At 71.8% G+C, this 25,935-nt stretch carries 23 protein-coding genes and 1 riboswitch; of the genes, 4 read left to right on the top strand and 19 right to left on the bottom strand.

All coding sequences use genetic code 11. The annotated features are described in order from the left end of the window. Positions 1–13 precede the first annotated feature (13 nt). From AB1K54_RS00480 to AB1K54_RS00435, 10 genes are all read right to left on the bottom strand, one after another. On the bottom strand, positions 14–787 hold the full coding sequence (locus tag AB1K54_RS00480) for an IclR family transcriptional regulator (protein ID WP_371200725.1): 774 nt from the start codon (positions 785–787) through the stop codon (positions 14–16). Beyond that, positions 784–2,754: an acetoacetate--CoA ligase gene (locus AB1K54_RS00475; protein ID WP_371200724.1), complete on the bottom strand. Its 1,971-nt coding sequence runs from the start codon at positions 2,752–2,754 to the stop codon at positions 784–786. The genes AB1K54_RS00480 and AB1K54_RS00475 overlap by 4 nt, the downstream gene beginning before the upstream one ends. Next, positions 2,747–3,847 (bottom strand): PEP/pyruvate-binding domain-containing protein, encoded by a 1,101-nt coding sequence (locus AB1K54_RS00470; protein ID WP_371200723.1) that lies wholly within the window; start codon positions 3,845–3,847, stop codon positions 2,747–2,749. The genes AB1K54_RS00475 and AB1K54_RS00470 overlap by 8 nt, the downstream gene beginning before the upstream one ends. Continuing rightward, positions 3,844–5,673, bottom strand: coding sequence for a PEP-utilizing enzyme (locus tag AB1K54_RS00465; protein ID WP_371200721.1), 1,830 nt, complete (start codon positions 5,671–5,673; stop codon positions 3,844–3,846). The genes AB1K54_RS00470 and AB1K54_RS00465 overlap by 4 nt, the downstream gene beginning before the upstream one ends. Next, positions 5,670–6,521: an HAD-IIA family hydrolase gene (locus tag AB1K54_RS00460; RefSeq protein ID WP_371200720.1), complete on the bottom strand. Its 852-nt coding sequence runs from the start codon at positions 6,519–6,521 to the stop codon at positions 5,670–5,672. The genes AB1K54_RS00465 and AB1K54_RS00460 overlap by 4 nt, the downstream gene beginning before the upstream one ends. Then, positions 6,518–7,984, bottom strand: a complete 1,467-nt coding sequence (locus AB1K54_RS00455; protein WP_371200719.1) for a pyruvate/oxaloacetate carboxyltransferase — start codon at positions 7,982–7,984, stop codon at positions 6,518–6,520. Before AB1K54_RS00455 ends, AB1K54_RS00460 begins: the two co-directional genes overlap by 4 nt. Beyond that, the gene (locus AB1K54_RS00450; protein ID WP_371200718.1) at positions 7,981–9,333 is read right to left on the bottom strand and encodes an acetyl/propionyl/methylcrotonyl-CoA carboxylase subunit alpha; all 1,353 of its coding nucleotides are present in this window, start codon (positions 9,331–9,333) and stop codon (positions 7,981–7,983) included. The genes AB1K54_RS00455 and AB1K54_RS00450 overlap by 4 nt, the downstream gene beginning before the upstream one ends. Beyond that, entirely contained in the window at positions 9,330–9,836 is a 507-nt protein-coding gene (accB, locus tag AB1K54_RS00445; RefSeq protein ID WP_371200717.1) for an acetyl-CoA carboxylase biotin carboxyl carrier protein, read from the bottom strand. Before accB ends, AB1K54_RS00450 begins: the two co-directional genes overlap by 4 nt. Before the next feature lie 284 nt (positions 9,837–10,120). After that, the gene (locus AB1K54_RS00440; protein ID WP_371200716.1) at positions 10,121–10,297 is read right to left on the bottom strand and encodes a hypothetical protein; all 177 of its coding nucleotides are present in this window, start codon (positions 10,295–10,297) and stop codon (positions 10,121–10,123) included. 80 nt (positions 10,298–10,377) lie between these two features. Next, entirely contained in the window at positions 10,378–11,352 is a 975-nt protein-coding gene (locus AB1K54_RS00435) for a LacI family DNA-binding transcriptional regulator (protein WP_371201149.1), read from the bottom strand. Between the two features lie 328 nt (positions 11,353–11,680). Here AB1K54_RS00435 and galT point away from each other — a divergent pair, with 328 nt between their 5' ends. Both galT and galK read left to right on the top strand, forming a co-directional pair. Next, positions 11,681–12,823, top strand: a complete 1,143-nt coding sequence (galT, locus tag AB1K54_RS00430; protein ID WP_371201148.1) for a galactose-1-phosphate uridylyltransferase — start codon at positions 11,681–11,683, stop codon at positions 12,821–12,823. Beyond that, positions 12,820–14,073, top strand: a complete 1,254-nt coding sequence (gene galK / locus AB1K54_RS00425; protein ID WP_371200715.1) for a galactokinase — start codon at positions 12,820–12,822, stop codon at positions 14,071–14,073. Before galT ends, galK begins: the two co-directional genes overlap by 4 nt. A gap of 108 nt (positions 14,074–14,181) precedes the next feature. On the opposite strand, the gene AB1K54_RS00420 is transcribed toward galK, so the two are convergent. From AB1K54_RS00420 to AB1K54_RS00405, 4 genes are all read right to left on the bottom strand, one after another. Continuing rightward, entirely contained in the window at positions 14,182–14,472 is a 291-nt protein-coding gene (locus AB1K54_RS00420) for a DUF4287 domain-containing protein (RefSeq protein ID WP_371200713.1), read from the bottom strand. A 29-nt stretch (positions 14,473–14,501) separates the two neighbouring features. Beyond that, entirely contained in the window at positions 14,502–16,631 is a 2,130-nt protein-coding gene (locus AB1K54_RS00415; protein ID WP_371200712.1) for a bifunctional hydroxymethylpyrimidine kinase/phosphomethylpyrimidine kinase, read from the bottom strand. Then, complete coding sequence (gene thiM / locus AB1K54_RS00410) at positions 16,628–17,476, bottom strand: hydroxyethylthiazole kinase (protein WP_371200711.1); 849 nt, start codon at positions 17,474–17,476, stop codon at positions 16,628–16,630. The genes AB1K54_RS00415 and thiM overlap by 4 nt, the downstream gene beginning before the upstream one ends. Further along, positions 17,467–17,560, bottom strand: a riboswitch (TPP riboswitch). (Overlaps the previous gene by 10 nt.) Before the next feature lie 18 nt (positions 17,561–17,578). Then, positions 17,579–18,745, bottom strand: coding sequence for a hypothetical protein (locus tag AB1K54_RS00405; RefSeq protein WP_371200710.1), 1,167 nt, complete (start codon positions 18,743–18,745; stop codon positions 17,579–17,581). 80 nt (positions 18,746–18,825) lie between these two features. Here AB1K54_RS00405 and AB1K54_RS00400 point away from each other — a divergent pair, with 80 nt between their 5' ends. After that, positions 18,826–19,419 carry a TetR/AcrR family transcriptional regulator gene (locus tag AB1K54_RS00400; protein ID WP_371200709.1) on the top strand — a complete coding sequence of 198 codons (594 nt, stop codon included), beginning with the start codon at positions 18,826–18,828 and terminating at the stop codon, positions 19,417–19,419. Between the two features lie 24 nt (positions 19,420–19,443). On the opposite strand, the gene ppk2 is transcribed toward AB1K54_RS00400, so the two are convergent. Continuing rightward, on the bottom strand, positions 19,444–20,358 hold the full coding sequence (gene ppk2 / locus AB1K54_RS00395) for a polyphosphate kinase 2 (RefSeq protein ID WP_371200708.1): 915 nt from the start codon (positions 20,356–20,358) through the stop codon (positions 19,444–19,446). A 107-nt stretch (positions 20,359–20,465) separates the two neighbouring features. Here ppk2 and AB1K54_RS00390 point away from each other — a divergent pair, with 107 nt between their 5' ends. Continuing rightward, on the top strand, positions 20,466–21,002 hold the full coding sequence (locus AB1K54_RS00390) for a MarR family winged helix-turn-helix transcriptional regulator (protein WP_371200707.1): 537 nt from the start codon (positions 20,466–20,468) through the stop codon (positions 21,000–21,002). Between the two features lie 13 nt (positions 21,003–21,015). On the opposite strand, the gene mmsB is transcribed toward AB1K54_RS00390, so the two are convergent. From mmsB to araA, 4 genes are all read right to left on the bottom strand, one after another. Continuing rightward, a complete protein-coding gene (mmsB, locus tag AB1K54_RS00385) occupies positions 21,016–21,927 on the bottom strand; it encodes a 3-hydroxyisobutyrate dehydrogenase (protein ID WP_371200706.1) in 912 nt (303 codons plus the stop codon). Beyond that, positions 21,924–23,084, bottom strand: coding sequence for an acyl-CoA dehydrogenase family protein (locus AB1K54_RS00380; RefSeq protein WP_371200705.1), 1,161 nt, complete (start codon positions 23,082–23,084; stop codon positions 21,924–21,926). Before AB1K54_RS00380 ends, mmsB begins: the two co-directional genes overlap by 4 nt. Before the next feature lie 108 nt (positions 23,085–23,192). After that, a complete protein-coding gene (locus tag AB1K54_RS00375; protein WP_371200704.1) occupies positions 23,193–24,347 on the bottom strand; it encodes a glycerate kinase in 1,155 nt (384 codons plus the stop codon). Positions 24,348–24,387: 40 nt separating this feature from the next. Beyond that, complete coding sequence (gene araA, locus AB1K54_RS00370; RefSeq protein WP_371200703.1) at positions 24,388–25,899, bottom strand: L-arabinose isomerase; 1,512 nt, start codon at positions 25,897–25,899, stop codon at positions 24,388–24,390. Between the last annotated feature and the right edge of the window lie 36 nt (positions 25,900–25,935).

Raw genomic sequence — 25,935 nt, 5'->3', positions numbered from 1 at the left:
GGGATCCCCGCGCTCAGTCCGTGGGTGGCCGCTGCATGCGCTCCTGAAGCTCGGCGACGGCCGCAGCGAGCGGCTCGCGGAGCGACGTCGCCGAGCGCGTCGCGAATCGCGCCGACGGCACGGCGACGGTGATCGCTGCGACGGGGCGCCGCAGGTCGTCGAGCACCGCCACGCCCAGACCGCTCACGCCCTGCTCAGTCTCTTCGTGATTGGCGCCGTGACCGGCCGCCCGCACCCGCGCGAGATGGCGCTTCAGCGAGGGCAGATCCGAGTACTTCGCGGTCGGCCACGGAGGCAGCCCCTGCTGGTAGAGCGCGTCGAGGTCGGCGCTCGAGAGCGCGGCGAGGAGAGCCTTGCCGCCGGCCGAGCAGTGGGCCGGCATCTCGTCCCCGACGCGCACGCCCACCCGCAACGGCAACTCGCACTCGATGCCGTCGATGAAGCGGATGTTGCGGCGATGGAGCACCATCAACTGCACGGTCTCGCCCGTCTGCTCGTGCAGCCGCTCGAGCACCGGATGCGCGTGCGCGCGCAGGGTGCTGAGCGTCAGCGGCTCGGCCGGGCGGGCTGCGAGCGCCGGTCCGAGGCGGTAGCGCCGATCCCGGTCCTGGACGGCAAACCCTCGGAAGACCAGCGACGCGAGCAACCGGTGAGCCGTGGACGGTGCCACGTCGAGCCGGGCCGCGGCATCGCTCACCCCGAGGATCTCGCCGTCGTGCAGCGCTTCGAGGAGGATCAAGGCGCGGTCGACCGACTCGACGGGCGCGACCCCCGCCACGTCGGTCATCGCGCGCCCGCCAGGTCGACGAACTGCAGAAGCGCCGGCAGGTCGTCGACGGCGTCCGGATCGACAGCTTCGACGAGCGGTCGCCCGAGCAGGATGCGCTTGACCGGGATCTCGAGCTTCTTGCCCGTCCGAGTGTGCGGGAGCGCCGGCACCGCGAGCACGGTGTCGGGCAGATGACGCGGCGACAGCTGCGAGCGGATCGCCTCCTTCACTCGGGCGACGAGATCGTCATCGATCACGGCATCCCCGTTCGGCACGACGAAGAGGATCAGCTCCCCCGGTCCGCCCTCGGCATCGTCGAGGTGCACGACGAGGCTGTCGGCGAGTTCGGCGAAGCTCTCGGTCACGCCGTAGAAGTCGGACGTCCCGAGGCGCACCCCGCCGCGATTGAGCGTGGCGTCGCTGCGACCCGTGATGACACAGCTTCCGGCCGAGGTGAAGCGGATCCAGTCGCCGTGCCGCCAGACTCCGGGATACGTCTCGAAGTACGCGGCGCGATAGCGAGACCCGTCCTCGTCGCCCCAGAAGCCGACCGGCATCGAGGGCATCGGCGCGCGGATCACCAGTTCGCCGAGCTGACCGATCACCTCCCGCCCGGACTCGTCGAAGGCGCACACGTCGACCCCGAGGCTCGGTCCGGACATCTCGCCCGACCAGACCGGCTCCCAGGGACCGCCCTGGACGATGCCCGTGCACACGTCGGTCCCGCCGCTGCCGACGTTCAACAGCACGCGATCGCCGAACCGTTCGTGCACCCAGCGGAACGCGCTCTCGGGCAGCGGGCTTCCGACGACGCCGAGCTGGCGGATGCTGCCAAGGTCGAACGCCTCGTCGGGGCGGGCGCCGCCGCGCATGCTCTGCAGCAGAAACCCGGCGCTGAGCCCCACCACGGTCGGACGATACCGCTCGATCAGCTTCCACTGCAGGTCGGGGTCGGGCCCTACGGGGTTCCCGTCGATCATCACGATGCCGGCGCGCAGCAGGAGTGCCGAGGCCAGCGCGTTCCACACCATCCACGCGGTAGTCGTGAACCACATGATGCGGTCACCGGGGCCGAGGTCCCAGTGCAGGGCGTGGTTCTTGAAGTGCTCGAGCAGGATGCCCCCGTGCCCGTGCACGATCGGCTTCGGGCGCCCTGTCGTGCCCGATGTGAACAGCACCGAAAGGGGGTGGTCGAACGGGACCGGATCGAACTCCAGCGGCTCGCCGCTGTCATCCCCGAGGGCGAGGAGCTCCTCCCATGTGAAGGCATCTGGCACGCCGTCGGCCAGATAGGGCACGCTCACGACGTGGCGCAGACTCGGCAGTCCGCGCCGGATGTCCGCGACATCCGTCCGTCTGTCGACGGCCTTGAGCCCGTAGCGATAGCCGTCGACCGCCAGGAGCACCGTCGGCTCGATCTGCGCGAGCCGGTCGAGCGCCCCCTTGCTGCCGAACTCGGGCGCGCACGCGGCCCACGTCGCCCCGAGGCTGGCCGCGGCGAGGTAGGCGACGAGCGTCTCGGGGATGTTCGGCAGGTATGCCGCCACGCGGTCGCCACGCGAGACGCCGAGGGCGCGCAGACCCGCCCGCGCCCTGCGGACCTCGTCTCGCAGCGCACCGAGCGTGAGGCGGACCTCCGCGCGCGTCTGCGAGTAGGCGAACACGACCTCCTCGTCGTCGTACCCGGTGTGGCGCAGGGCGTGCTCGGCGAGGTTCAGCGTCGCACCCTCGAACCAGCGCGCGCCCGGCATCACCCGTTCAACGAGCACTCGGTCGTAGGGCGTGTGCGACGAGACCCCGAAGAAGTCCCAGATGCTCTGCCAGAAGTCCTCCAGCTCGCTGACGGACCAGCTCCTGAGCTCCTCCCAGTCCCGAAAGACGAGTCCTCGCTCGGCCTCGAGCCACGCAAGGTACCGCGCGGTCTCGGATCCGGCCCGCGGATGCTCCGGCGCCGGCGTCAGCAGCTCGGGCAGGCCGTCACCCATGGCGGTGCCCTTCGGCCAGAGTGCGGGTGGGCACGGTGATGCTCGAGGTGATCCACGAGAGCACCTTCGCCTCGGGGTCGAAGGCGGGCGCTCGTTCGGCCGAGCTCCACACCGTCTCGGGCCGGCACTGGAGCAGCAGCACGGCCTGCCCCGGCGGCAGCTCCTCGTCCACGGCGAACTCGATGTCCTGGGGACAGCCCTGCCGCTTCTCGAGTCGCTTTCCGAGCTCGGCGAGCGCGAGCACCTCATCTTCGTCGAGACAGAGCAGCCCGATGCGCTCCTGCGGCACCTCCACGCTCCGATCGCCCCGCCGGTACTCGACCCGCTTGTCGCCGAGCACGCGTGAGCGGATCGTGAGCCCGACCTTGTTCACGGTGAAGCGGTCGGGCGTGACCTCGCCGCCCACGACCGACAGGCCCAGGCCCCAGCTGGCCTCGAGCGCGATCTTGGACCGGTCGCCGCTGATCGGGTCGAGCGTGAACATCACGCCGGCCGACCGCGCGCGCACCGTCTTCTGCACGACCACCGCCATCTCGACGCGCGAGAGGTCGATCCCGCGCCCAAGCGCGTAGTGCAGCACGCGGGCGGAGTGGACGCTCTCGTAGCAGCGGCGCACGTGCGCGAGGACGTCGTCGATGCCCCGGATGTCGAGCCAGGTCTCGAACTCGCCCGCGAAGCTGTCGGCGGCGGAGTCCTCAGCGGTCGCGCTCGAGCGGACCGCGACCGAGATGTCATCGACGCCCGTCCGCGCGCACAGCTCCTCATACGCCGCGCGGACGGACTCCTCGACCTCGCGCGGGAGGGCCGTCGCGGCCATGAGCACGGCGATCCTCTCCGCCGCGCCGTCGAGAGCCGCGAGGTCCTCGGCGTCGAGGCCTTCGAGCTCGATCGCGATGTCTCGCCGCAGCCGGTCCTGTTCCAGGAATCGCCGGTACGCGCGGGCGGTGACCACGAAACCGGGAGGGACGGGGAAGTCGGCCGCGGTCATCTCGCCGAGGCCCTTCCCCTTTCCGCCCACCATGCGCGCATCGAGGCAGGCTTCGTCCTCGAAGCCGACGGCCAGCGGCCGCTCCTCGTCATCCCACGTGCTCATGCGGCCTCCCCCAGAAGGGTGACGACGCCGGTGTTCCCGTCGACGCGCACGCGCTGACCCGTTTTGAGACGTGCCGTCGCGTAGCCCGTGCCGACGACAGCCGGAACGCCGTACTCGCGGCAAACGATGGACGCGTGGCTCATCATGCCGCCGATGTCGGTGATGACGGCGGCGGCGACCGAGAACGCGGCGGCCCACGACGGCGCGGTGATCGGCGCGACGAGGATCTCGCCCGGCTCGATCAGAGCGATGTCCTTCTCGTGGCGCAGCACCCGGACGGCACCCTCGTAAACGCCCGGAGCCCCGGGAATGCCGGTCAGCTCCTCTTCGGACGCGGATGCCGCACCCAGCCAGCTGCGCACGCGTTCGGTGGTGACACCGTAGTTCATGACGGCGAAGGGGTCGGTGACCTCGACCGGCGGAACGCCGTACGCGGGCGGGGCGCTCTCGGCCTGGAGCGCCGCGACGATGACCCGCCGCTCGTCGATCGTGCGGGCCCACCGCTCGCGCCCACGGGCCGGGACACCGATCGCCCACGACTGCACGACGTCAGCCAGAACCTCGTCGACCTCGAACCGGTTCAGGTAGAAGACGTCGTCGTCGGCGCGCGCGAAGCCGGACGCCACGAGGAAAGCGCCCAGCTCCTTCGCTTTCTGCCAGAACACCGCGTGGGCCCAGTGCTCCACGTAGATGTTGTGCTCCTCGATGAAGGGGAACACCATGCGCGACAGGCCGAGGAGCTCGTCGAACTGCGCGGCCTCCGCGTCGCTGAGGAGCCCGCGGTACTCCGTCACGATCTCGTCGCGCTCCGACCGCAGCTGATCCACCGGGCGGCGGAGGTCCTCACCGCTCGTGATGCGCGCGGCGTAGCGGGCGATGCCCTGCAGCGGGATCGACGGGTCGGACAGCCACGTCTCCTGGTCGTGCGTGAAGCCGTACTCAGCGAAGTAGGAGAACCACGGGTCCTTGGAGGCCTCGTACTCGGCCAGCCACTGCTGCCCTGCCTCGATCTGGGCGAGGGCGGCGAATCGGTCGGCCGCGGTGGCATCGCTCGAGACGATCGACACCACGTCGAGGTCGACCGAGAGCTGCGCAAGCCGGCGCAGCTCGTCGTCGGGGCGGAAGGCGAGCACGTCGACGCCCGCCACCATGCGGGCGATGTCCTGGTCGCTGATGTCGGGGAAGGCCTGCTTGCAGAACTGGAAGAAGACGATGTACCCGCCGTAGCCGAGGTTGAGGAACTCGAAGTGGTGCTGCCAGATGACGAAGAACTCGTCGATCAGGCGGTGGTAGTTCGCGATCACGTCCCACGACGTCGACACCCCGCGGGCTTCGGTGACGACCTCGATCGGGTCGTACTCGCCCAGTTCGGGGAAGGTGATCGTGCGCATCTTCTCCACGGCTGCGGTGAGCTTCGACTTCCACTTCGCGTACAGGTCGTCCCAGTTGGCGTAGTAGTGCCCGGCGCGCTCCTGGAACTGCGCGACCCTCGCCTCGATCTCGGCCGGGTCGGTCACCGCGGTCGGGCGGATGTAGACGTACCCGTTCTTGACGCGCACGTCGAGACCGAGCGCCGTCGGCAGCACGAAGATGCGCGTGCTGTTCTGCCCTGCCCCGAGGTAGACCGCCTCGGCGCCGATGCTGTCGAACGGGTGGACGCCGCGGGACCAGTGCATCGTGTCGGCGAACCAGAACCCGGAGTCCTCCTGCGCGCGGGTCTCGTCGCTCGGGACGAGGTAGTACGGGTACATAGACTCCCAGCCCTCGGCCCCCGCAGGCGCGGGGACCTCGTGGAAGAAGGGGAATCGGGGGGCGTTCTCGGTCATTGCGCTGCTCCTTGTGTTGTGAGGTGCGGTGCGAGGCGACGTTGCAGCACCGCGACGTCGTCGAGGACGACGTCTGGTCGGTCGAATTCTTCGAGTCGGTCCAGCTCGTCCCGGGCGGTCGCGCCGCTCAGGACGAGGATCGCGGTGGCGCCCATGCTCCGCGCGAGCCGGGTCTCGGCGGTCGCGTCGCCCACGACCGCCGTGACCTCGGGCGAGAGGCCCAGTCGTCTCAGCAGTCCCTCGGCAAGGACAGGCGAGGGCTTGCCGCCCGTCAGCGGGGTCCGGCCGGTCGCGAACGTGATGCTCGCCGCGACGGCGGCCGACACGGCGAGCGATCTTCCCTTTCCGCCCGAGAACCAGGGGGTGGCGACCGTCGTGTAGAAGGCGGCGCCCGCGTCGACGGCGAGGGCACCTGCGTTGAGGTCGTCCGCGGAGTACGAGGATGCCGCACCGACGACGACCGCGTCGATGCCGTGCGCGCCCGGCTCGACGACCTCGAGGCCGATGGCGCGCAGCGGCGTCGAGATGCCCTCGCCCCCGATGGCGAGCACGCGTGCGCCGGGATCGTGCGCGAAGACATGCTCGGCGACGGCACTCCCGGCGGTCACGAAGTCCTCGTCCCGCACCGGCAGCCCCATCCCCCGCAGGTGCGCGGCATAGGTCGCCGGCGCAAGCTCGGAGGCGTTCGTGCACACCACAATCCGGTGCCCGGCGTCAAGGAGCGATATCAGCAGCTCGCGTGCGCCGGGCATCGGCTCGCCGCCATGCCCGCCGGCGCGGTCGGTGCGGACGAGGCATCCGTCGACGTCGAAGACCCACCCTCGGATCTGGCCCAGCTCGCGCGTCATCGGGCAACCCCCTCGCGGCGTCGGATGTGAAAGTCGATGTCGCCGGCGCTCACCGAGATCGTCGTGGCGGAGCGACCTTCGGCCGCCCGCAGGAGCGCCTTCAGCGTGGAGGTCGGCGACTCGGTACGCGCCCGCACCATCGCGTCGACGTGCTCGGCGGGCATCACCGCGCGAAGCAGCAACTCCTCGTCGCTGAGGCTGCGTCCGAACCGCGCGCGCAAGTCATCGACGGTGTCGGTGCTCGATCCGTCCGAAGGGGGTAGCTTGCCGCGCGGGGTGCTGAGCGCACGATCGAGGAGGTTCGGGTCGACCTCACCCGGCAGCGGCCCGAAGTCGCCGCGCAGGAGGTCCACGACCTCATCACTGACCTGGCGGTACCGCTCGCCGCTGATCACGTTTAGCGTCGCCTGCGTGACGATGTACTGGGCGAACGGCGTCATTACGATCGGCCAGCCGAGGTCGCGGCGCACTGCGACGGACTCCTCGATGACCGCGTCGAAGAGCTCGGGCCGGCCGAGTTCCGTGAGCTGCCGGGCCAGCGTGGACTGGACCCCGCCCGGGATCGTGTGCCGGTAGTAGGCCTCGTCGTATTCTCTGGGAAAGCCGGCCGGGAGGCGCTTGATCTTCGCCTGACGAGTCAAGTACGCCGAAGCGCGGTCCATCGCGTCGACGTCGACGGAGACCTCGTGCCCGCGGGCACGGAGGTTGCGCACGAGGTGCTGGGCGGCGGGGTGCGACGTTCCGTTCGCGAGCGGCGGGAGCGCGCAATGCAGGTTGGTCATGCCGAGGTCGGCCGCCTCGAGCATCGTCAACGGCGACAGCCCTGTGGTCGCGTGGCTGTGCAGCTCGTCGAGACGCAGGTCGGTGAGCCGCGACTGCAGCGTCGGCAGCAGCGACCGCAGCCGCTCCGGGGTGAGCAGCCCCGCGGGATCCTTCAGGTAGACGCTGTCGATCGCGTCGCAGCCGTTGAGTTCGGCGATGCGCTCGGCGTAGTACGCATCAGTGTGCACGGGGCTGGTGGTGTAACAGACGCCCGCGACGACATCCGTGAAGCCGGCCCGCTTGGCCATCTCGGCCATGCGGCGGGCGCCCGCCATGTCGTGCATGGGGTCGATCACCCACAGCCGGCTGATGCCGTTGCGCACCAGCAGCCGGAAGGCGAGTTCGAACAGCACGTCCGGCGTGCGGTAGAACGTGATGAAGCGCTTGCCGGTCGTGAGGAAACCCAGCGGCGTGTGCGGCATGCGTGCCTTGGCGGCGCGGATCATCTCCCACGGGTCCTCGCGGTGGAAGCGCACGGCGCTGGCCAGGAGCGTGCTGCTGGCCAGCTCCACGGCCCGATAGCCGACCTGCTCGATATCGGGCGCGGCGCCTTCGATCATGCGGGTCGTCATGCCGACGGCACCCCACAGGCTCTGGTTTCCGTCGCGGATCGAGACGTCGACGAGGCTGACGGAGGTCATGCCGGCTCCTTCTCGAGAATCGCGTCGGCGAGCCAATGCGTGGTGACCGTGTTGGCGGTGAACGCGTCGTCGGCGATGATCCGCTGCAGGAGCGCGAGGGATGTCGTCACGCCGTCGATCCGGAATCCGTCAAGCGCCTGGGCCATGCGCTTGACGGCGGCCGGGCGGTCGGTGCCCCACGCGATGAGCTTGCCCATGAGCGCGTCGTAGAACGGCGGGAAGTCGTATCCCTCGTACACGTGGGAGTCCAGGCGGATGCCGCCACCCGCCGGCGGCCGCCAGCGCGTGACGTGCCCGGGGGTGGGTGCGAGGCCGCGTGCGGGGTCTTGCGCGGTGATCCGGCACTCGATCGCGTGACCGGTCATCGCGACGTCCTCCTGGCGGAGAGTCAACGGCTCGCCGAGGCACGCGAGGAGTTGCTCGCGGACGAGGTCGACACCGGTGACCTGTTCGGTGACCGGATGCTCCACCTGAAGTCGCGGGTTCACCTCGAGGAACCCGATCTCTGCGGTCCGCGAGTTCACGAGGAACTCCACCGTGCCCAGGCCCACGTAGTCGAGCTCGGCGGCGATGGCCAGGGCGCTGGAGGTGAGCACCGATCGCGTCCGCTCGTCGATCGAGGAAGACGGCGACTCCTCCACCACCTTCTGGTAGCGGTACTGCACGGAGCACTCCCGCTCGCCCAGGTGGATGCGGTTGCCATGACGGTCACCGAGGATCTGCACCTCGATGTGCTTCGCGTCGGTGACGTACCGCTCGAGGAACACAGTCCCGTCGCCGAAGGCGGCCTGCGCCTCGCTGGAGGCCACCGACCACGCGTCGGCGAGGGCCGCGGCATCCGTCACCAGCTTCATGCCCCGCCCGCCGCCGCCGAACGCGGCCTTGACCAGAATGGGGTACCCGATCCGCTCGGCGAGAGCGGCCACCTCTGCCCAATCCGAGGCGGTGCCGCCCGGCGAGACCGGCACACCGAGACGCTCGGCGAGCGCGCGAGCGCTGAGCTTGTCTCCCAGCGCGTCGAGGGCCTCGGGCGAGGGCCCAACGAAGACGATGCCGTTCTCGGCGCACGCCCGCGCGAGGTCCGAGCGCTCCGAGAGAAAGCCGTACCCGGGGTGCAGGGCCGTGCAGCCGGTCGCGACAGCCGCGTGCAGCACAGCGTCCACCGACAGGTAGCTCTGGCGCGACTGCGGGCCGCCGAGGACCACGGTGCGCGTGGCGCGCGACGCGGCGAGCGACCGCACGTCGGCGCTCGAGACGCCGAGCACGGTCGCGATGCCCAGCCGGTCGCACGCCTCGACGATGCGCACGGCGATCTCGCCGCGGTTGGCCACGAAGACGCGCTGCGTCATGCGCGCGGTCCGATCACGAACAGGGGCTGGTCGAACTCGACCAGGTCGCCGTCGGCGGCGAGGATGCGGCGCACGGCGCCGGCCTCACCGGCGACCACCGAGTTCATGAGCTTCATGACCTCGATGATGCACAGGACGGAGTCGGTCTCGATGGGAGTCCCCTCCGCGACGAACACCGGGTCGCCCGGCTTCGGCGAGCGATAGAACGTGCCGAGCATCGGCGAGCGCACGAGGGTCTCGTCCTCGGCGAGCGCGAGGGTCGCGGCCTCGGGCCGAGTCGGGGCGGAGGCCGGGGTCGAGGGCGCGGCGGGCGCGGCGGGACGAGACGCAGCCGCGGGGTCGATGGCTGTCGGACCCGCGGCTGCGCCCCGTTCGGACGGCTCGATCGCGTCGCCGCGGCTGACCTCGATGCGCAGCTCGCCCTTCTCGAACCGGAACTGCGTGAAGTCCGTCTTATCGAGCAGTTCGATGATCGCGGCAAGCTCTTCGAGATCGATGCTCACTCGGCAACTCCTCAGGTCGTGCGAGCGGACCACCGTGTCGACCGCTCTGTCGGAACACGAGAAAGCTACGAGGCAGTTCCGCTGGACGCAATAGCTTCGAATGAGATTCTGTATCACGGAAAGTTCTGCGCTCAACGCGGGGGGTCGCCGGGCATTGACGGCACCGCGATGACCTTCACTGCGACGGGATGCCGCATCCCGCCAGCACCGTCGCGGCGGGCGCACTCGCCACGGCCGAGACGGCGCGCCGCGGTCGCCAGCGGCGCGGCCTCCTCATCGCGGACCTACGAGCGCCCGTACCGGGACGCCCAGTCGCGACGGGCGGCCTCTTCGAACATGTCCGCCTCGTCGCGCAGATCGTCCTCCTCGGGGAGGTCGAGGTCCAACTCGTCCTTCACCGGGTCGGTGCGTGTCTGCGACGTCGACCGTTCTTCGTCGTGCGGCAACACGAGCCTGCTCACCGCAACCACCTCGCCTTCGCGTCCATGTTCCCGCACCGGCGGCCTCATACGCAGGGGGTTGACGATCGCCGGGTTCGAGACTAGCCGCGTCTTCGCGTGCTCGCCCGGATGACCAGCTCGGTCGGGATCGCCGGGAGTCCCCGCGGCCCGTCGGCCTCGATCCCGGCGACCAGGGCCGCGACGGCGGTCTCGCCGAGCCGGTCGAAGTCCTGGCGCACCGTCGTGAGCGGCGGCAGATAGTCGGCCGCGTCGACGACGTCGTCGAAGCCGACCACGCTGACCTCGTCGGGCACGTGGCACCCGGCCTCGGCGAGGGCGCGCACGAGACCGAGCGCCATCTGGTCGTTGGCCGTGAACACGGCCGACAGCGTGGGTGCTTCGGCGACGAGTCGCTTTGCGGCGGCGAATCCGGATGCCGCGGCCCAGTCGCCCCTCACGGCGGGCGGCTCCGGCACCCCCGCCGCCGCGAGCGCCTCTCGCCAGCCGCGCTCGCGCTCCGCCGCGGCGAACGACCCCTCGGGACCGCCGATGTGATGGACGACCTCGTGGCCGAGGCCGAGCAGGTGCTCGACGGCGCTGCGCGCCCCGCCGGCGTGGTCGGTCTGGACGATCGTGAAGCGCGCGTCGGGGGGCGAGTCGACGACGACGAGCTCGAGGTCCCGCGGGGTCGCGCTCCCCCGCGCGAGCTCGGTCGCCTCGTTGAGCACGATGGCACCGTCGACCCCCTGCTCGCGCAGCCGCTCGAACGCGCCGGCGATGTCGCGGCGATCGCCGAGCGTGGACACCACGAGCGAGTAGGAGCGGGATGCCGCAGCATCCGCCACCGCCTGCAGCATGCGGGCGTTGCCCACGCTCGCGAGCGTCGCGGCGACCAGGCCGATCGTCTGCGTGCGGCCGGTGCGCAGGGCGCGAGCGGCGCGGTGCGGACGGTAGCCGAGCCGCTCCATCGCGTCCTCGACGCGGCGACGGGTCTCGGGGTCCACGCGAGGACTCGCGTTCACGACCCGCGACACGGTCTGCCCCGACACCCGGGCGAGGGCGGCGACGTCGGCCATTGAGACGCGACGGGTCGGCCGCGCGGCGTCTGCGCGCGCGTCGGCGGCGCGGTCGCGGGGTGCTCCGGCCGCCTCGGCGGCGCGGTCCCGGGGTGCTCCCGCCACCGCGGCGCCGCCGCGCGTCCCGTCATGGGCGCGTTCGAGCCGCTCGAGGGCCTCGATGTCGGCGTCTCGCATAGACCACCCTCCGTGCATAACTCCTTCGAAGTGACGCATGTTGACGTTACCACGGCCTGCGGATTACCGTGTTGACGTGAACACTCCTGAGTTCGGCACGCCCGACTCCGCCACCCCGTGCCCCGACTCCGCCACCCCGTGCCCCGAGGCCGTGATCCTCGGCGCGGGGGTCGTCCGTAGGTCGACCCGGCTCGCCGACGGCCGCGACCTCGTCTACTACGACGACCCGGGCACGACCCTCGGCGCCGAGCGCGCCGTCGACGCGCGCGTGCTCGCCCCTCGCCCCGCGACCGCCAGCATGCGCCTCGACGTGCTCACGGGCGACTGGATCACGGTGGCCGCCGCGCGCCAGAACCGCGTGATGCTGCCGAGTGCCGACGCCGACCCGCTGGCACCGCAGTCGGCGACGAATCCGAGCGAGGTTCCCTCGCGCTACGACGTCGCCGTCTTCGAGAACCGCTCCCCGTCGTTCGGCCCCGCGCTGCGCGAAGCGCTCGGCACCGCGCCCGCCGCGGACGACCCGCCGACGGGCCTGGCCGACCTCGCCGAGCTGGGCCTCGGCCGCAGCCGCACGTCGGTCGGACGCTGCGAGGTGGTGTGCTTCAGCCCCGAGCACGAAGGCTCGTTCGGCACGCAGTCGGTGACCCGGGCGCGCACCGTCATCGAGGCGTGGGCCGACCGCACCGAGGCGCTGTCGTCACTGCCGGGCGTCGAGCAGGTGTTCCCGTTCGAGAACCGTGGCGAGGCGATCGGCGTGACCCTGCCCCACCCGCACGGCCAGATCTACGCCTACCCCTACGTCACCCCGCGCACGGCGCGCCTCCTCGAGCGCATCGGCGACGCCGGCGAAGGCTTCTTCGAGCGCTTCCTCGCTTTCGAGCAGGCATCCGACCGCGTCATCCTGCAGGGCGAGCACTGGACCGCCTACGTGCCGTTCGCCGCGCGCTGGCCCCTCGAGGTGCACCTCATGCCGCACCGGCACGCACCCGACTTCGCCGCACTGACCAGCGCCGAGCGCGACGAACTCGCCCCGCTCTACCTGCGGCTGCTGCGCGGCGTCGACGCGCTGTACGACACCCCGACGGCCTACATCGCCGCGTGGCACCAGGCGCCCGTGCACGTCGGCCGTGACGCGGTGCGCATGCGCCTCGAGCTCACGAGCCCGCGCCGCGCGGCCGACAAGCTGAAGTTCCTCGCCGGATCCGAGGCCGCCATGTGGGCCTGGACGGCCGAGATCCCGCCCGAGCAGTCCGCCGCGCGCCTGCGCGAAGCGGTCGAGAAGGTGACCCTGTGACCGGGGCGGCGACCGAGGCCCGCTCCCTCTTCGCCCGGCTCACCGGTGGATCGCCCGACGGCGTCTGGTCGGCGCCCGGGCGCGCCAACCTCATCGGCGAGCACACCGACTACAACGACGGCTTCGTGCTGCCGTTCGCGATCGATCGCCGCACGTATGCGGCTGCCGGCATACGAGCGGATGCCCGCATCCGCGTCGCCTCGACCTTCGACGATGCCGTGGTCGAGGTGGGCCTCGACGAGCTCGACGCGCTGTTCCCCGACGAACGCGGCGCTGTGCCGGAGTGGGCGCGGTACCCGCTCGGGGTCGCATGGGCGCTTCGCGGTGCGGCATCTCGAGCATGTCCCGGTTTCACGCTGAACGAAGCCCTCCAGGGCGACGAATCGGGACACGGAACCGACAAACCGGGACAGGGGTGGATGACGACCGGCGTCGACCTCGCCATCGCGTCGGACGTGCCGGTCGGCGCCGGGCTGTCGTCGTCTGCCGCGATCGAGGGCGCCGTCGCATCCGCGCTCGACGAACTGTGGGACCTCGGCCTCGACCGCGTCGCTCTCGCGCAGGCGGGCCGTCGCGCCGAGAACGAGGCCGTCGGCACCCCCACGGGAATCATGGACCAGCTGGCGGCGATGCTCGGCCGCGCCGACGCCGCGGTCTTCCTAGACTGCCGCTCGCTCGACGCCGAGCCGGTCGACCTCGGCTTCGCCGGCGCGCGGCTCGCGCTGCTGGTCATCGACACGCGGGTCGCCCACGCGCACTCCACGGGCGGCTATCGCGACCGCCGCGACGCGTGCGAGCGCGGTGCGCGGCTCCTAGGCGTCCCGGCGCTGCGCGACGTGTCGGTCGCCGACCTGCCGCGGGCCGCCGAGCTGATGGACGACGTGACCTTCCGCCGCGTCCGCCACGTCGTCACCGAGAACCAGCGCGTGCTCGACACGGTCGCCGCGCTCCACCGCGAGGGTCCGCGCGCGATCGGCGGGCTGATGCTGGCCAGCCACGCGTCGATGCGCGACGACTTCGAGATCTCGGTGCCCGAGCTCGACACCGCGGTCGAGGCATCCGTCGCCGCCGGCGCCCTCGGCGCCCGCATGACCGGCGGAGGCTTCGGCGGCGCCGCGATCGCGCTGGTCGATCACGACGAGGTCGAGAAGGTGACCGATGCCGTCACCGCCGCCTTCGCCGCGGCCCGCTTCGTCGCCCCGCACTGCTTCGTGGTCACCCCGTCCGAGGGCGCCCGCCGAGAGGCCTGACCGCCCGGGCCGGAGCCGACGCGACGCGCGCGGTCATGCGCCGCAGGCTCACGCGGTTCAGGAGGTCGGGCCGATCCTGGCGTCCGGATGCCGCGCGCTCGACCCGGATCAGCCGTTCGGGTTCGTCGCCGCCCCGTCGAGCCACAGCAGGTTCGACGGATCGGAGTGGGCCGTGCCGGTTCCGACGTGCTTGTCGCTGATCTGCGGGCCCTTGGTGATGACGTGGACCATCGCCATCGCGTGCCCGCGCCCCAGCCCGTAGTCGGCGGCGAGCCATTCGATGATCGGCGTCGCCTTCGTTCTCTCGTCGAAACCCTTCTCGTGGGCGATGTCGATGAGCTGGCGAGGGGTCAGCCCGGTCTTCTTCTCGACCGCGTCGAGATAGGCCTGAAACGTCATGTGTTCATGATGCACGAGATCGGCCCGGCTCAGCAGGCGGCGAAGAATGCCAGCTCGTGGGCGCTCGACGACTCGAACGCGCGGAGCATCCGCGACCTCATCGCCGGTTCGGCGATCGCGGCCGCCTCGGCGACGTGCGCGACCGCCTCGTCCGTGGCGCGCTCGAACGCCGGGTCCGCATAGGTCGCCAGCCACGACGCGTACGGGTGCGACGCATCGGTGGCGCAGTCTCCGAACTCTCCCGACCGAAGGCGCCGCCCGAGGTCGGCGTAGAGCCAGAAGCACGGCAGGATCGCGGCGATGAGCACTGCGTACTCGCCGGTGAAGGCGGCCGCCTTGAGGTGATCGAGATAGGCCGTGGTGGCCGCCGTCGGGTCGGCGGCGAAGGTCGCCGGACCGAGGCCGAGCTCGGGAGTGAGCCACGAGGCGTGCAGCTCGAGTTCGCCCGCGATGGCGCCGTGCGCCGAGTTCGCCCAGAACGCCTGTTCCGACGAGGTCGGCGCCAGCCGCGCCGCCTCGGCGAGCACGCGCGCGTATTCGCGCAGGTAGAGGGCGTCTTGGCTCAGGTAGAACAGGAAACGGTCGCGGTCGAGGGTGCCGTCGGCGAGCGCGGCGATGAACGGCAAGTCGTCGATGCCGGAACGGATGCCGCCGATCCGCGCCCACCAGTCGTCGGCGACCTGCGCCGCCGACGGCCGGGTCTCGAGTCCGCCGCGGGCCCAGAGCCCGGCGAAATGGCTGATCGGCCCGTGCCCGCGACCCACCCGCAGTTCGGCGCCGGCCCGCAGAGATTCGCGCAGCCACGACCGCACCTCGGCCACAGCGCGCGCGGGCTCGGCGCCGCGGGCGAGGACGGTCGCCAGTGCGGACGAGAGCGAGCAGCCGGTGCCGTGGGTGTTGCCCGTGACGATGCGGGTGCCGGCGAACTCGTCTCGCGTGCCCCGCGCCGCGTCTATGAGCGCGTCCGGCGCTTCTTCGCCGGCGAGGTGCCCGCCCTTGACGAGCACCGCCGCCCCCGTGGCCGAGGACAGTTCCTCCCCGGCGGCGAGCGCGTCGGCCCAGTCGGCGATCGGGCGCCCGGTCAGCATCGCGAGCTCCGCGAGGTTCGGGGTGACCACGTGCGCCCGGGCGAGCAGGTCTCGCAGCGCGCCTTCCGCGTCGGCGTCGAGCAGGCGGTCGCCGCTCGTGGAGACCATCACGGGGTCCACCACGACGACCCCCGGCCGCGTGGTGTCGAGCCAGTCGACCACCGTGCGGATGACGTCGGCGCTCGCGAGCATCCCGGTCTTCACGGCGTCGATCGTGATGTCGTCTGACACGGCGTCGAGCTGCTCGCGCAGAAACCCGACCGGCGGCACGTGCACCGCCCGCACGCCCTGCGTGTTCTGCGCGGTGAGCGCCGTGACGACCGCCATGCCGTAGCCGCCGTTGGCGGCGATCGACTTGAGGTCGGCCTGCACACCGGCACCACCGGAGGGGTCGCTTCCGGCGATGCTCAGCACGCGCGGTGCGACCCCCGCGCGCCAGCGGCGCGCGAACTCCGCGGCGGTCGCCCCCGGGTCGTCGGCGGCGCAGATCGCCGAGACGACCGCCACGCCCGCCGCTCCCGCGTCGCGGAGCCGCTCCACGTCGTCGATGCCGATGCCGCCGATCGCGACGCACGGAAGTGCCGTGGTCGCGACGAGGTCGCGGAATCCGTCCACGCCCAGCGCCGGCGGGTGATCGGGCTTGGTGCGCGTGGGGCGGATCACGCCGACGCCGAGATAGTCGACGGTTCCCGGCGCTAGGGCGCGCACCGCGTCGAGGTGCTCGGGGGTGTTCGCGGTGAGCCCGATGAGGGCGTCCGGGCCCAGCACGTCGCGGGCGTGCCGGGCCGATGCGTCGCCCTGGCCGAGATGCACGCCGTCCACGCGCGCACCGCGGGCCCGCGCCGCGACCGCGGCCTCCACGCGGTCGTCGACGACGAGCAGCGCGCGACCCTCGATCACCCGCGACAGCGCGATCAGCTGCTCGACGGTCGCGGCATCGGTCGCCTTCTTGTCGCGCAGCTGCACGACCCGCACACCGCCGTCGACGGCGCGACGGACCGTGTCGATGACACCGCGCGCGCCGCACAGCGCCGGGTCCGTCACGAGGTAGACCGACAGGTCGGCGATCACCGCGCGCCGCCTTCGACCTGCGCGGCGGCGGGAAGATCCCCCGGCGCGAGCGCGTCCAGCGCGTCCAGCAGCGCGACCGCGAACCCTCCTGGCCCGCTCGTGTGCGCCGCGGCGCGCTCGGCGGCGATCTCGTAGACCAGGCTGGCCGCCGCCACGGCCTCGAGCGCGCCGTCGCCCGTCGTGCGGGCAGTGCCGAGAAACGCCGCCATCACCGCGCCGAGCGCGCAGCCGCCGCCCGTGACGCGGGTCAGGAGCGGGGTTCCGTTGGCGATGCGATACGCGCGCTCGCCGTCGGTGACGAGGTCGACCGGCCCCGAGACGGCGACGACGCTGCCGTGGCGGCGCGCGATCAGCGCCGCGGCGTCGGCGGCGGCATCCGTGCTGTCGATGGCGTCGACCCCGCGCCCGCCGGAGCCGAGCCCCGCGAGGGCGAGGATCTCTGACGCGTTGCCGCGGACTGCGGTCGGGCGGCGCTGCACGAGCGCTCGGGCGAGCTCGGTGCGAACCGGCAGCGCGCCGATCGCGACCGGGTCCAGCACCCATGGTGTGCCCGCCTCGGCCGCCCCGGCGGCCGCCTCGAGGCTTGCTGCCCGCTGCTCGGGCGTGGGGGTGCCGAGGTTCACGAGCAGGCCGGATGCCACGCCGGCGAACTCCCTCGCCTCGCCGACGATGTCCACCATCGCCGGGGCCGCCCCGAGGGCGAGCAGCACGTTCGCGGTGAACCCGGTCACGACCGAGTTCGTGATGCAGTGCGTGAGCGGTGGCGCCGCACGCAGCGCGCCGAGCAGATCGGCCGCGGAGGCGGCGAGAGTGGAGTCGGAATCCGGGCGCAGACCATGGGCCATTGCGACATCCCTTCGCTAGTACGAACTAGATCAGGTTCGACGGGTGTGCTCTCAGGCGCTCGCGCGCCACCCCGTGTCACTGCCTCGCAGTCTATCGACCTGTCAGAGCGTGAGCGGATGCTCCGCCTCGGTCTGACCTGCAGCCAGTCGCCGCGCGGGGATGTCGACGAGCGTCAGCGCGAGACCGGCCGCCGCCCAGATGCCCAGCAGCGCCCACTGGAAGCTCGAGTCGGCGCCGGGGAAGTACGACAGGTTGCGCAGGAGCGTCGCGGCGGCCCCCGGCGGAAGCCACTGGCCGAAGGCGCCCCACGGCGCGGGGATGAACTCGACGGGCACGGCCGTCGCCGACAGGGGGTTCGCGACGAGCATCGTGAAGGCGGCGCCGACCCCGACGCCGGCGGGGCCGATGAGTCCCGCGAGCCCCGTGATGGTGCTCGAGATGGCGGCGATCGCGAGGGCGATCGCGGCGGCGTTGAGCCAGTAGCCGCCCTGGAGCGCGCCGTAGAGGCCCTGCAGGATGCCCGCGAGCACGACGCCGGCGACGGGCGCGTAGATGAGCACGCCGACCACACGGCGCAGGCCCCCGCCCTTGACGGTGAGGGTCAGGATGACGCCGCCCAGGATTCCGCCGAGGACCATCGGGAACATCGCCGCGGTGAGGCCGGTGCCGCGCGGGTCGCCGCCTGCGAGCGGCACGAGGTCGGTCACCTCGACGGTGACGGTCGGGATCGTGAGGGGGGCGGATGCCTCGGGCGCGGGCGCCTGCGGCGCCTGGCCGCTCAGCGCCGCCTGCACCGCGGCCTGGATCTTGTCGGCGACCGTCTGCTGCAGCTGCGCGAGGCTCTCTTCGATCGTCGCGTGGATCTGCGCGTCGATCTGCTGCTGGAGCCCGGTGGCTATGCCCTGGAGCATCTGTGCCACGGCGGGGCTCGCGGCCGACGCGGTCAGCACCTCGGGCGACTGCGTCTGCTCGGCGGGGAGCACGACGGCCCCGTACACCTCGCGGTGCTCGATGGCGGTGACCGCGGCATCCCGATCGTCGTACTCGGTGAGCGCGATCGCGCCTTCTGACTGCTCGTCGATCGCTTCGGAGACCTGCTCGATCTGCTCGGCGGAGCCGACGATGCCGATCGGCAGGTCGCGCGGGTCGGCGGTGACCGCCGGCCACGAGAAGGCCAGCAGCACGACGCCGACGATGAGCGAGACGCCGACCGCGATGATCGGAAGCCGCCACCACGGCGTGCGCTCGAGACTCTGGGAGGTTGCCATGGGATCGATCCTCTACCAAAAACGAATGTTCGTTCTGTATTCTGAACCTGCCCGTTAGGCTTGTCAAACAGGGGGACGTGATGCCGAAGATCAGCGAAGCGCGGCGCGTCGAGCGCCGCTCCGAGATCATGGACGCCGCGCTGCGGTGCTTTCTGCGCACGGGCTACAACGGCACCTCGATGGCCGACATCATCGCCGAATCGGGACTCTCGGCCGGCGCGATCTATTCGTACTTTCCGGGCAAGCAGCAGCTCGTGCGGGCCGTCGCCGAACGCATCCTCGACGCGCGACGCACCGAGCTCGAGGCCGCGAGCGCCCAGCGGGCCCTGTCGCCGGCGGGCGTCGTGCGCGTGCTCGCCCAGGGCGTGCGCGCCAACGCGCCGCTGCCGGTGCTGCTGCAGGTGTGGGGCGAGGCGACGGTCGACCCCGAGCTGCGCGCCGCGGTGCAGTCCGTCCTCCTGCACATGCGCGCGACCATCGCAGGGGTGCTCGGCCGGTGGGCCGAGGGTCATGCCGACGAGCTGCCGCTGCCTGCGGCCGAGTGGGCCGCCGTCGCCGCGCCCGTCGTCATGGGCATGATCCCGAGCTTCCTGCTGCAGAGCGTGCTCGTCGACGGATTCGACGACGAGGCGTTCCTGCGCGGCGTCGACCTCGTGCTGCCGTCGCACCCGTAGCCGGCGAACCCGGACCCGGACGGCCTATTCGTCCTCGTCCTCGGTCTCGGCCTTGCCGCGCAGCACGACGAGCGGGTCGGGCCTGCGCGCGACGGAGCGGTCCTTGTCGGGGTAGTCGAACCTGCTCAAGAAGTGGCGCATCGCGTTCAGGCGTGCGCGCTTCTTGTCGTTGGAGCGCACGACCGTCCAGGGCGCGTAGTTCTTGTCGGTGCGGCGGAACATCTCCTCCTTTGCCGCGGTGTACTCCTCCCACCGCCCGAGCGACTCGAGGTCCATCGGCGACAGCTTCCAGCGGCGCACCGGGTCGAGCTGGCGGATCGCGAAGCGCGTGCGCTGCTCTTTGCGGGTGACCGAGAACCAGAACTTGGTGAGCGAGATGCCCGACTCGACGAGCATCTTCTCGAAGACCGGAGCCTGGGCCATGAAGCTCTCGTACTCGGCATCCGTGCAGAAGCCCATCACGCGCTCGACGTTCGCGCGGTTGTACCACGACCGGTCGAACAGCACGATCTCACCCGCGGTCGGCAGGTGCTGCACGTACCGCTGGAAGTACCACTGCCCCTGCTCGCGATCACTCGGCTTCGCGAGGGCGACCACGCGCGAGGTGCGCGGGTTCATGTGCTGGGTGAAGCGCTTGATCGTGCCGCCTTTGCCCGCGGCGTCGCGCCCCTCAAACACGATCACGACCCGCTGCCCGGTGTCTTCGACCCAGTACTGCAGCTTCAGCAGCTCGACCTGCAGCCGGTACTTCTCGTACTCGTACTCCTCCCGCTCCATGCGGGTGTCGTACGGATACCCCTCGCGCCACGTGAAGACGGGGTTGCCCTGCGGGTCGATCAGATCGGGGTCGGCGGTGTGACCGTCGGCGACGCTGTACCCCTTCTGCCGCAGGTCCTCGATGAACTCCCGCAGCGACTGCGGGTCCGGTGCGGTTGCCACACCTGCAGGCTAGCGCGACCCGGCTCCGCGCGGAGGGCCGGTCATCCGTTGTTCACGAGCCTCGTATGCTGTCAATCACGAGTCGATGAGGCGAAGGAGCGCTCCGGATGGCATCCCGCAGTCCACTCCCGGTGGACCCGATCGCCGAGGCTCGCCGCCAGTGGATCGCGCACGGCTGGGCCGACGCCGCCGAGGGTGTCTCGGTGGTCACCTCGATCATGCGCGCGCACCAGCTCGTGCTCGCCGAGGTCGACGAGGCGCTGCGCCCCCACGGGCTCAGCTTCGCGCGCTACGAGATGCTGCGGCTGCTCGCCTTCACCCGCGAGGGACGGATGCCTATGGCCAGCGCCACCGCGAGGCTGCAGGTGCACGCGGCCAGCGTCACCAACGTGGTGCGGCGCCTCGAGGCCGACGGGCTGCTGCGGCGCGAGCCGCATCCGCACGACGGACGGGCTGCGATGCTGGAGCTCACCGACGCCGGACGCAGGCTCACCGAGGACGCGACCGCCACGCTCAACGAGACCGTGTTCTCGCGCGTCGACCTCGACGCGGACGAGCTCACGGCGCTGGTCGGGGCGATCGCCCGCATGCGCGAACGGGCGGGGGACTTCCGCCCCCCACGGCCCACGCCCGACCCCCTGTGATCCCTTAAGCGCGTCAGCCGGCGTCGGCGCTGCCGGCGCGGATCGTGTCGATGATGCCCGAGAAGTCGCGCCCGGCGCCGTCGCCGTCGGCGTAGTCGGCGTAGATCGTGCGGGCGTGCAGGCCCAGCTGCGCGTCGACCCCGGTGAGCGCGATCGCCTGGGCTGCGAGGCCGAGGTCTTTGGCCATGAGCGCGCCGGCGAACCCGGGCCGGTAGTCGTTGTTCGCGGGGCTCGTGGGCACCGGCCCCGGCACCGGACAGTTGGTGGTGAGCGCCCAGCACTGGCCTGAGGCGTTGGACGCCACGTCGAACAGCGCCTGGTGCGACAGACCGAGCCGTTCGCCGAGCACGAAGGCCTCGGCGACGGCGATCTGCGACACGGCGAGGATCATGTTGTTGCACACCTTCGCGGCCTGGCCCAGGCCCGCTCCGCCGCAGTGCACGATGCGCCGACCCATCGCCTCGAGGATGGGCCGCGCCGCCTCGAACGCGGCCTCGCCGCCGCCGACCATGAAGGCGAGGGTGGCGTTCTCGGCCCCGACGACACCACCCGACACCGGCGCGTCGAGCGCACGGTGTCCGGCCTCGGTCGCGAGGGCCCCCGCCGCGCGCGCGTCGTCGACGGCGATCGTCGACGAGTCGATGAAGAGCGTTCCGGGGCGGGCTGCGGCCAGAAGGCCCGGGTTGTCGCGGGCGCCGCGATAGGCCGCCAGCACGTGATGGCCGGCGGGGAGCATCGTGATGACGGCATCCGCCTCGGCGACCGCCGCAGCCGCGCTCTGGGCGATGTGGACGCCGGTCGCCGCCGCGGCCTCGCACAGTTCGGGAACGAGGTCGAAGCCCCGCACGTCGTGGCCGGCCTTCACGAGGTTGGCCGCCATCGGAGCGCCCATGTGCCCGAGTCCGATGAATGCGATCGTCGTCATGCGTTCCTCCCCGACGAGTGGGCCGCCAGCACGCCGCGGCCCACGATGAGCTTCATGATCTCGTTCGCGCCCTCGAGGATCTGGTGCACACGCAGGTCGCGCACCACGCGCTCGATGCCGGACTCGTGCAGGTACCCGTACCCGCCGTGCAGCTGCAGCGCCGTGTTGGCGACCTGGAACGAGGCATCCGTCGCAAACCTCTTCGCCATCGCGCAGGCGACCGCGGCATCGGGCGCCCGCTCATCGATCGCCTCGGCGGCGCGCTGGAGCAGCGCGCGGGCGGCCTGCAGTTCGGTCTCGGCGTCGGCGAGGGCGAACACGACGGACTGGTTCGCCGCGAGGGGCGCGCCGAACGCCTCGCGCTGCTGAACGTGGGCGGTCGCGCGGGCAAGCGCCCACTGGGCGCCGCCGACCGACACGGCGCCGATGTTCACGCGGCCTCCGTTGAGAGCCTTCATCGCGATGCCGAAGCCGTCGCCCTCGGCGCCGAGCCGGTTGCCCACCGGCACCCGCACGCCGTCGAGCACCACTTGACGTGTGGGCTGCGCGTTCCAGCCCATCTTGCGCTCGTTCGGGCCGAAGGACAGACCGGCAGTGCCCGCGGGAACGACGATCGCGCTGAGACCGGTCGGCCCCAGCTCGCCGGTGCGCGCCATCACGACGTACACGGCCGACGACCCCGCGCCCGAGATGAACTGCTTCACCCCGGTGATCACGTAGTCGTCGCCGTCGCGGCGCGCGCTCGTGGTGATCGCCGCGGCATCCGAGCCCGCTCCGGGCTCGGTCAGGCAGTAGCTGCCGAGGTCGGTCATCGCGCACAGCCCCGGCACCCACCGTGCGCGCTGGGCGTGGTCGCCGAAGGCGTCGATCATCCACACCACCATGTTGTGGATCGAGATATAGGCGGCGAGGGTCGTGTCGCCCTTCGCGAGCTCTTCGAAGATCGCCACGGCATCTCGCCGCGACAGCGCCGACCCGCCGTACTCCTCGGCCGCGTAGATGCCGCCGAGCCCGAGCTCGCCCGCCTGCCTGAGCGCGTCGATCGGGAACTGCTTGTCGGCGTCGCGCTGGTTCGCGAACGGCGCCAGCGCCGTCGCCGAGAAGTCACGGACCGCCTCGACCAGCGCGACCCGCTCGTCCAGTGTCGTGGTGTGCATGTCGGGACCGGCTTCCGCTCGTCGTCGAGGATTATTCTTGCTTCCAAGAAACTATTACCACATCAAACTAAATACTCAAGGGGCCGACGCTGCCCCTCCCCCGCCGCATCAGCCCCGGGGCAGCAGCCGCGCGAGACTCGCCCCGGCTTCGTGCAGCCACCGGGCGGGGTCTGCGAGAGAGGCCTCGGGCGAGCCGGCGAGGACGGTGAGCGACACGGATGCCGCGAACGCCGCGGTCGCGGCATCCGGCGCGATGCGCCCCGCCACCAGCGCAACCGCAACCCCGGCCTCGCGCGCCACCGCCGACACGAACGACGGCACCTTGCCGGCCGCCGACTGACCGTCGAACGACCCCTCGCCGGTGAGGACGACGTCGGCCGCTGCGACGGCGGCTTCGAGCGCGATGAGCTCCGCGACCTGGGGCGCGCCCGGCACGAGGCCCGCTCCCCACGCGTGCAGCGCGAACCCCGCACCGCCCGCGGCGCCGGACCCCGCCGTCGCAGGATCTGCCCCCACCAGCCGCGCGAACCGGGCGAGCGCGGCATCGGCCTCTTGCACCCCGTCGGCATCGAACCCCTTCTGCGGGCCGAACACGGCCGCGGCGCCCGCCGGGCCGACAAGCGGGTTCGTGACGTCGGTCAGCACGATGGCGCCGCCCGGCGGCACCGCGCGCAGCCCCGACAGGTCGACCCGCTCCAGATCGCGCAGCCCCCGCGCGCCCGGCGCGATCGGCGCCCCGTCGACGCCTGAGAACCCCGCCCCGAGAGCGCGGAGCAGCCCCGCGCCGCCGTCGGTCGACGCGCTCGACCCGATGCCGAGCACGAGCCGCGACACCCCGTGGTCGAGAGCGGCCACGATCGCCTGGCCGAAGCCGGTCGTGTCGGCATCCCACGGCAGGCGGCGCTCGCCGAGCAGCTCGATGCCCGACGTCGAGGCGAGCTCGACGACAGCGGTGCCGGCGGGCGCGTCGGCCGAGGCGGGCAGCAGCAGCCAGTCCGCCTCGACGGGAGCGGCGTCCGGGCCGGTGACGGTGACCGGCATGCGCCGGGAGCCGGGAACGGATGCCGCGAACGCCGCGACCGTGCCCTCGCCGCCGTCCGCCATCGGCCGCAGCACGACCACGGCATCCGGTTCGACCGAACGCCAGCCCGCCGCGAGCGCCTCCGCCGCAGCCGCGGCCCCGATCGACCCCTTGAAGCTGTCGGGGGCGATGACGACCCGCCGCGCTCCGATGCCGCCCCGCGTCCCGCGTGTCGTGTCCACCCTGGAGATCCTAGGGCGGCGGCCTTCGCCGGTCGCCGCCTCAGATGCCCTGCGCGAGGCGGTGGTACGCCTGATTCCATCGCAGCTCGCGCTGGAAGTCGCGCACGGTCGTCGCCTCGTCGATGACGACGAGCTCGGTCCTGGCGATCTCGGCGAAGTCGCGGAACACCTCGATGCCGACCGCGGTCGTCATGACGGTGTGGTGCGCGGCGCCGGCGGCCAGCCAGCACGCGGCGCTGGTCGCGAAATCGGGCGCCGGCTTCCAGATCGCGCGGCCCACCGGGAGGTTGGGCAGATCGGGCGCCTCGACGTTCTCGACGACGTTGGCCACGAGGCGGAACCGGTCGCGCATGTCGCTCATCGCGACCACGAGCGCGGGGCCGGGGTCGGCGGTGAAGACCAGGCGCACCGGGTCGTCCTTGCCGCCGATGCCGAGCGGGTGGATCTCGAGGCGCGGCCTGGCCGTCGTCAGGGACGGGGCGACCTCGAGCATGTGCGCGCCGAGGATCTTCTCGTCGCCTGCGACGAGGTCGTAGGTGTAGTCCTCCATGAGCGAGGCCCCGCCCGGCAGGCCCGCGCCCATGACGTTCGCGATGCGCACGAGGATCGCCGTCTTCCAGTCGCCCTCGGCGCCGAAGCCGTAGCCCTCGGCCATGAGGCGCTGCACCGCGAGGCCCGGCAGTTGCTTCAGCGTGCCGAGGTCCTCGAACGAGGTCGTGAAGGCGCCGAAGCCGCCCTCCTCGAGGAACGACCGGAGTCCGACCTCGATCGCCGCGCCGTCGCGCAGCGACTGGTGGCGCTCGGCGCCGGGAAGGAGTACGTCTGCCACCTCGTACGAGTCGAGATAGACCTGCACGAGAGCATCGATCTCGGCATCCGTCGCCTTCTCGACGGCCTCGACGAGCTCGTTCACGCCCCACGTGTTCACCTGCACGCCGAAGCGCAGCTCGGCCTCGGTCTTGTCGCCCTCGGTGACCGCGACGTAGCGCATGTTGTCGCCGAAGCGCGCGAGCTTGAGCGTGCGGGCCGCTGCCCACCCGGCCGCCGCGCGCTGCCAGTCCTCGACCTGCTGCCGCACCACGGGGTTGGACACGTGGCCGACCACGGTCTTGCGCGCGACGCCGAGGCGCGTCTGGATGTACCCGAACTCGCGGTCGCCGTGCGCGGCCTGGTTCAGGTTCATGAAGTCGAAGTCGATGTCGGCCCACGGCAGCTCGACGTTGGCCTGCGTGTGCAGGTGCAGCAGCGGCTTCTGCAGCGCGTCCAGGCCCGCGATCCACATCTTCGCCGGGCTGAAGGTGTGCATCCACGCGATCACGCCGATGACGTCGTCGCGCGCGTTGGCCTCGAGGGCGAGGCGGCGGATGCTGTCCGAGTCGGTCAGCACGGGCTTCCACACGACCTTCACCGGCAGCCCCGCAAGTCCCGCCGCGACGCCCTGCGACTGCTGGGCGACCTGACGCAGGGTCTCGTCGCCGTACAGCGACTGGCTGCCGGTGACGAACCAGACCTCGTATGCGTCGAGGGAGGTGGACAGTGCGGTGCGGGTCATTGCGGGTCCTTCGTCATTGAGGTTCACCGTGTCCCG

It is taken from the genome of Microbacterium sp. BWT-B31, assembly GCF_041379855.1.
GTDB lineage: Bacteria > Actinomycetota > Actinomycetes > Actinomycetales > Microbacteriaceae > Microbacterium.
The sequence above is the reverse complement of the archived record's forward strand: the minus strand, read 5'-3'. Positions and strand labels throughout refer to the sequence as shown.

Excerpts from the sequence above, each read along its gene's own strand:
- araA (WP_371200703.1), bottom strand. The coding sequence starts at position 25,899 with ATGACCCGCACCGCACTGTCCACCTCCCTCGACGCATACGAGGTCTGG.
- AB1K54_RS00475 (WP_371200724.1), bottom strand. The coding sequence starts at position 2,754 with ATGGGTGACGGCCTGCCCGAGCTGCTGACGCCGGCGCCGGAGCATCCG.
- AB1K54_RS00390 (WP_371200707.1), top strand. The coding sequence starts at position 20,466 with ATGGCATCCCGCAGTCCACTCCCGGTGGACCCGATCGCCGAGGCTCGC.
- AB1K54_RS00450 (WP_371200718.1), bottom strand. The coding sequence starts at position 9,333 with ATGACGCAGCGCGTCTTCGTGGCCAACCGCGGCGAGATCGCCGTGCGC.
- AB1K54_RS00465 (WP_371200721.1), bottom strand. The coding sequence starts at position 5,673 with ATGACCGAGAACGCCCCCCGATTCCCCTTCTTCCACGAGGTCCCCGCG.
- AB1K54_RS00420 (WP_371200713.1), bottom strand. The coding sequence starts at position 14,472 with ATGACGTTTCAGGCCTATCTCGACGCGGTCGAGAAGAAGACCGGGCTG.
- AB1K54_RS00380 (WP_371200705.1), bottom strand. The coding sequence starts at position 23,084 with ATGCACACCACGACACTGGACGAGCGGGTCGCGCTGGTCGAGGCGGTC.
- AB1K54_RS00400 (WP_371200709.1), top strand. The coding sequence starts at position 18,826 with ATGCCGAAGATCAGCGAAGCGCGGCGCGTCGAGCGCCGCTCCGAGATC.
- mmsB (WP_371200706.1), bottom strand. The coding sequence starts at position 21,927 with ATGACGACGATCGCATTCATCGGACTCGGGCACATGGGCGCTCCGATG.
- thiM (WP_371200711.1), bottom strand. The coding sequence starts at position 17,476 with ATGGCCCATGGTCTGCGCCCGGATTCCGACTCCACTCTCGCCGCCTCC.
- AB1K54_RS00460 (WP_371200720.1), bottom strand. The coding sequence starts at position 6,521 with ATGACGCGCGAGCTGGGCCAGATCCGAGGGTGGGTCTTCGACGTCGAC.
- AB1K54_RS00405 (WP_371200710.1), bottom strand. The coding sequence starts at position 18,745 with ATGGCAACCTCCCAGAGTCTCGAGCGCACGCCGTGGTGGCGGCTTCCG.
- AB1K54_RS00470 (WP_371200723.1), bottom strand. The coding sequence starts at position 3,847 with ATGAGCACGTGGGATGACGAGGAGCGGCCGCTGGCCGTCGGCTTCGAG.
- AB1K54_RS00480 (WP_371200725.1), bottom strand. The coding sequence starts at position 787 with ATGACCGACGTGGCGGGGGTCGCGCCCGTCGAGTCGGTCGACCGCGCC.
- AB1K54_RS00455 (WP_371200719.1), bottom strand. The coding sequence starts at position 7,984 with ATGACCTCCGTCAGCCTCGTCGACGTCTCGATCCGCGACGGAAACCAG.
- AB1K54_RS00435 (WP_371201149.1), bottom strand. The coding sequence starts at position 11,352 with ATGGCCGACGTCGCCGCCCTCGCCCGGGTGTCGGGGCAGACCGTGTCG.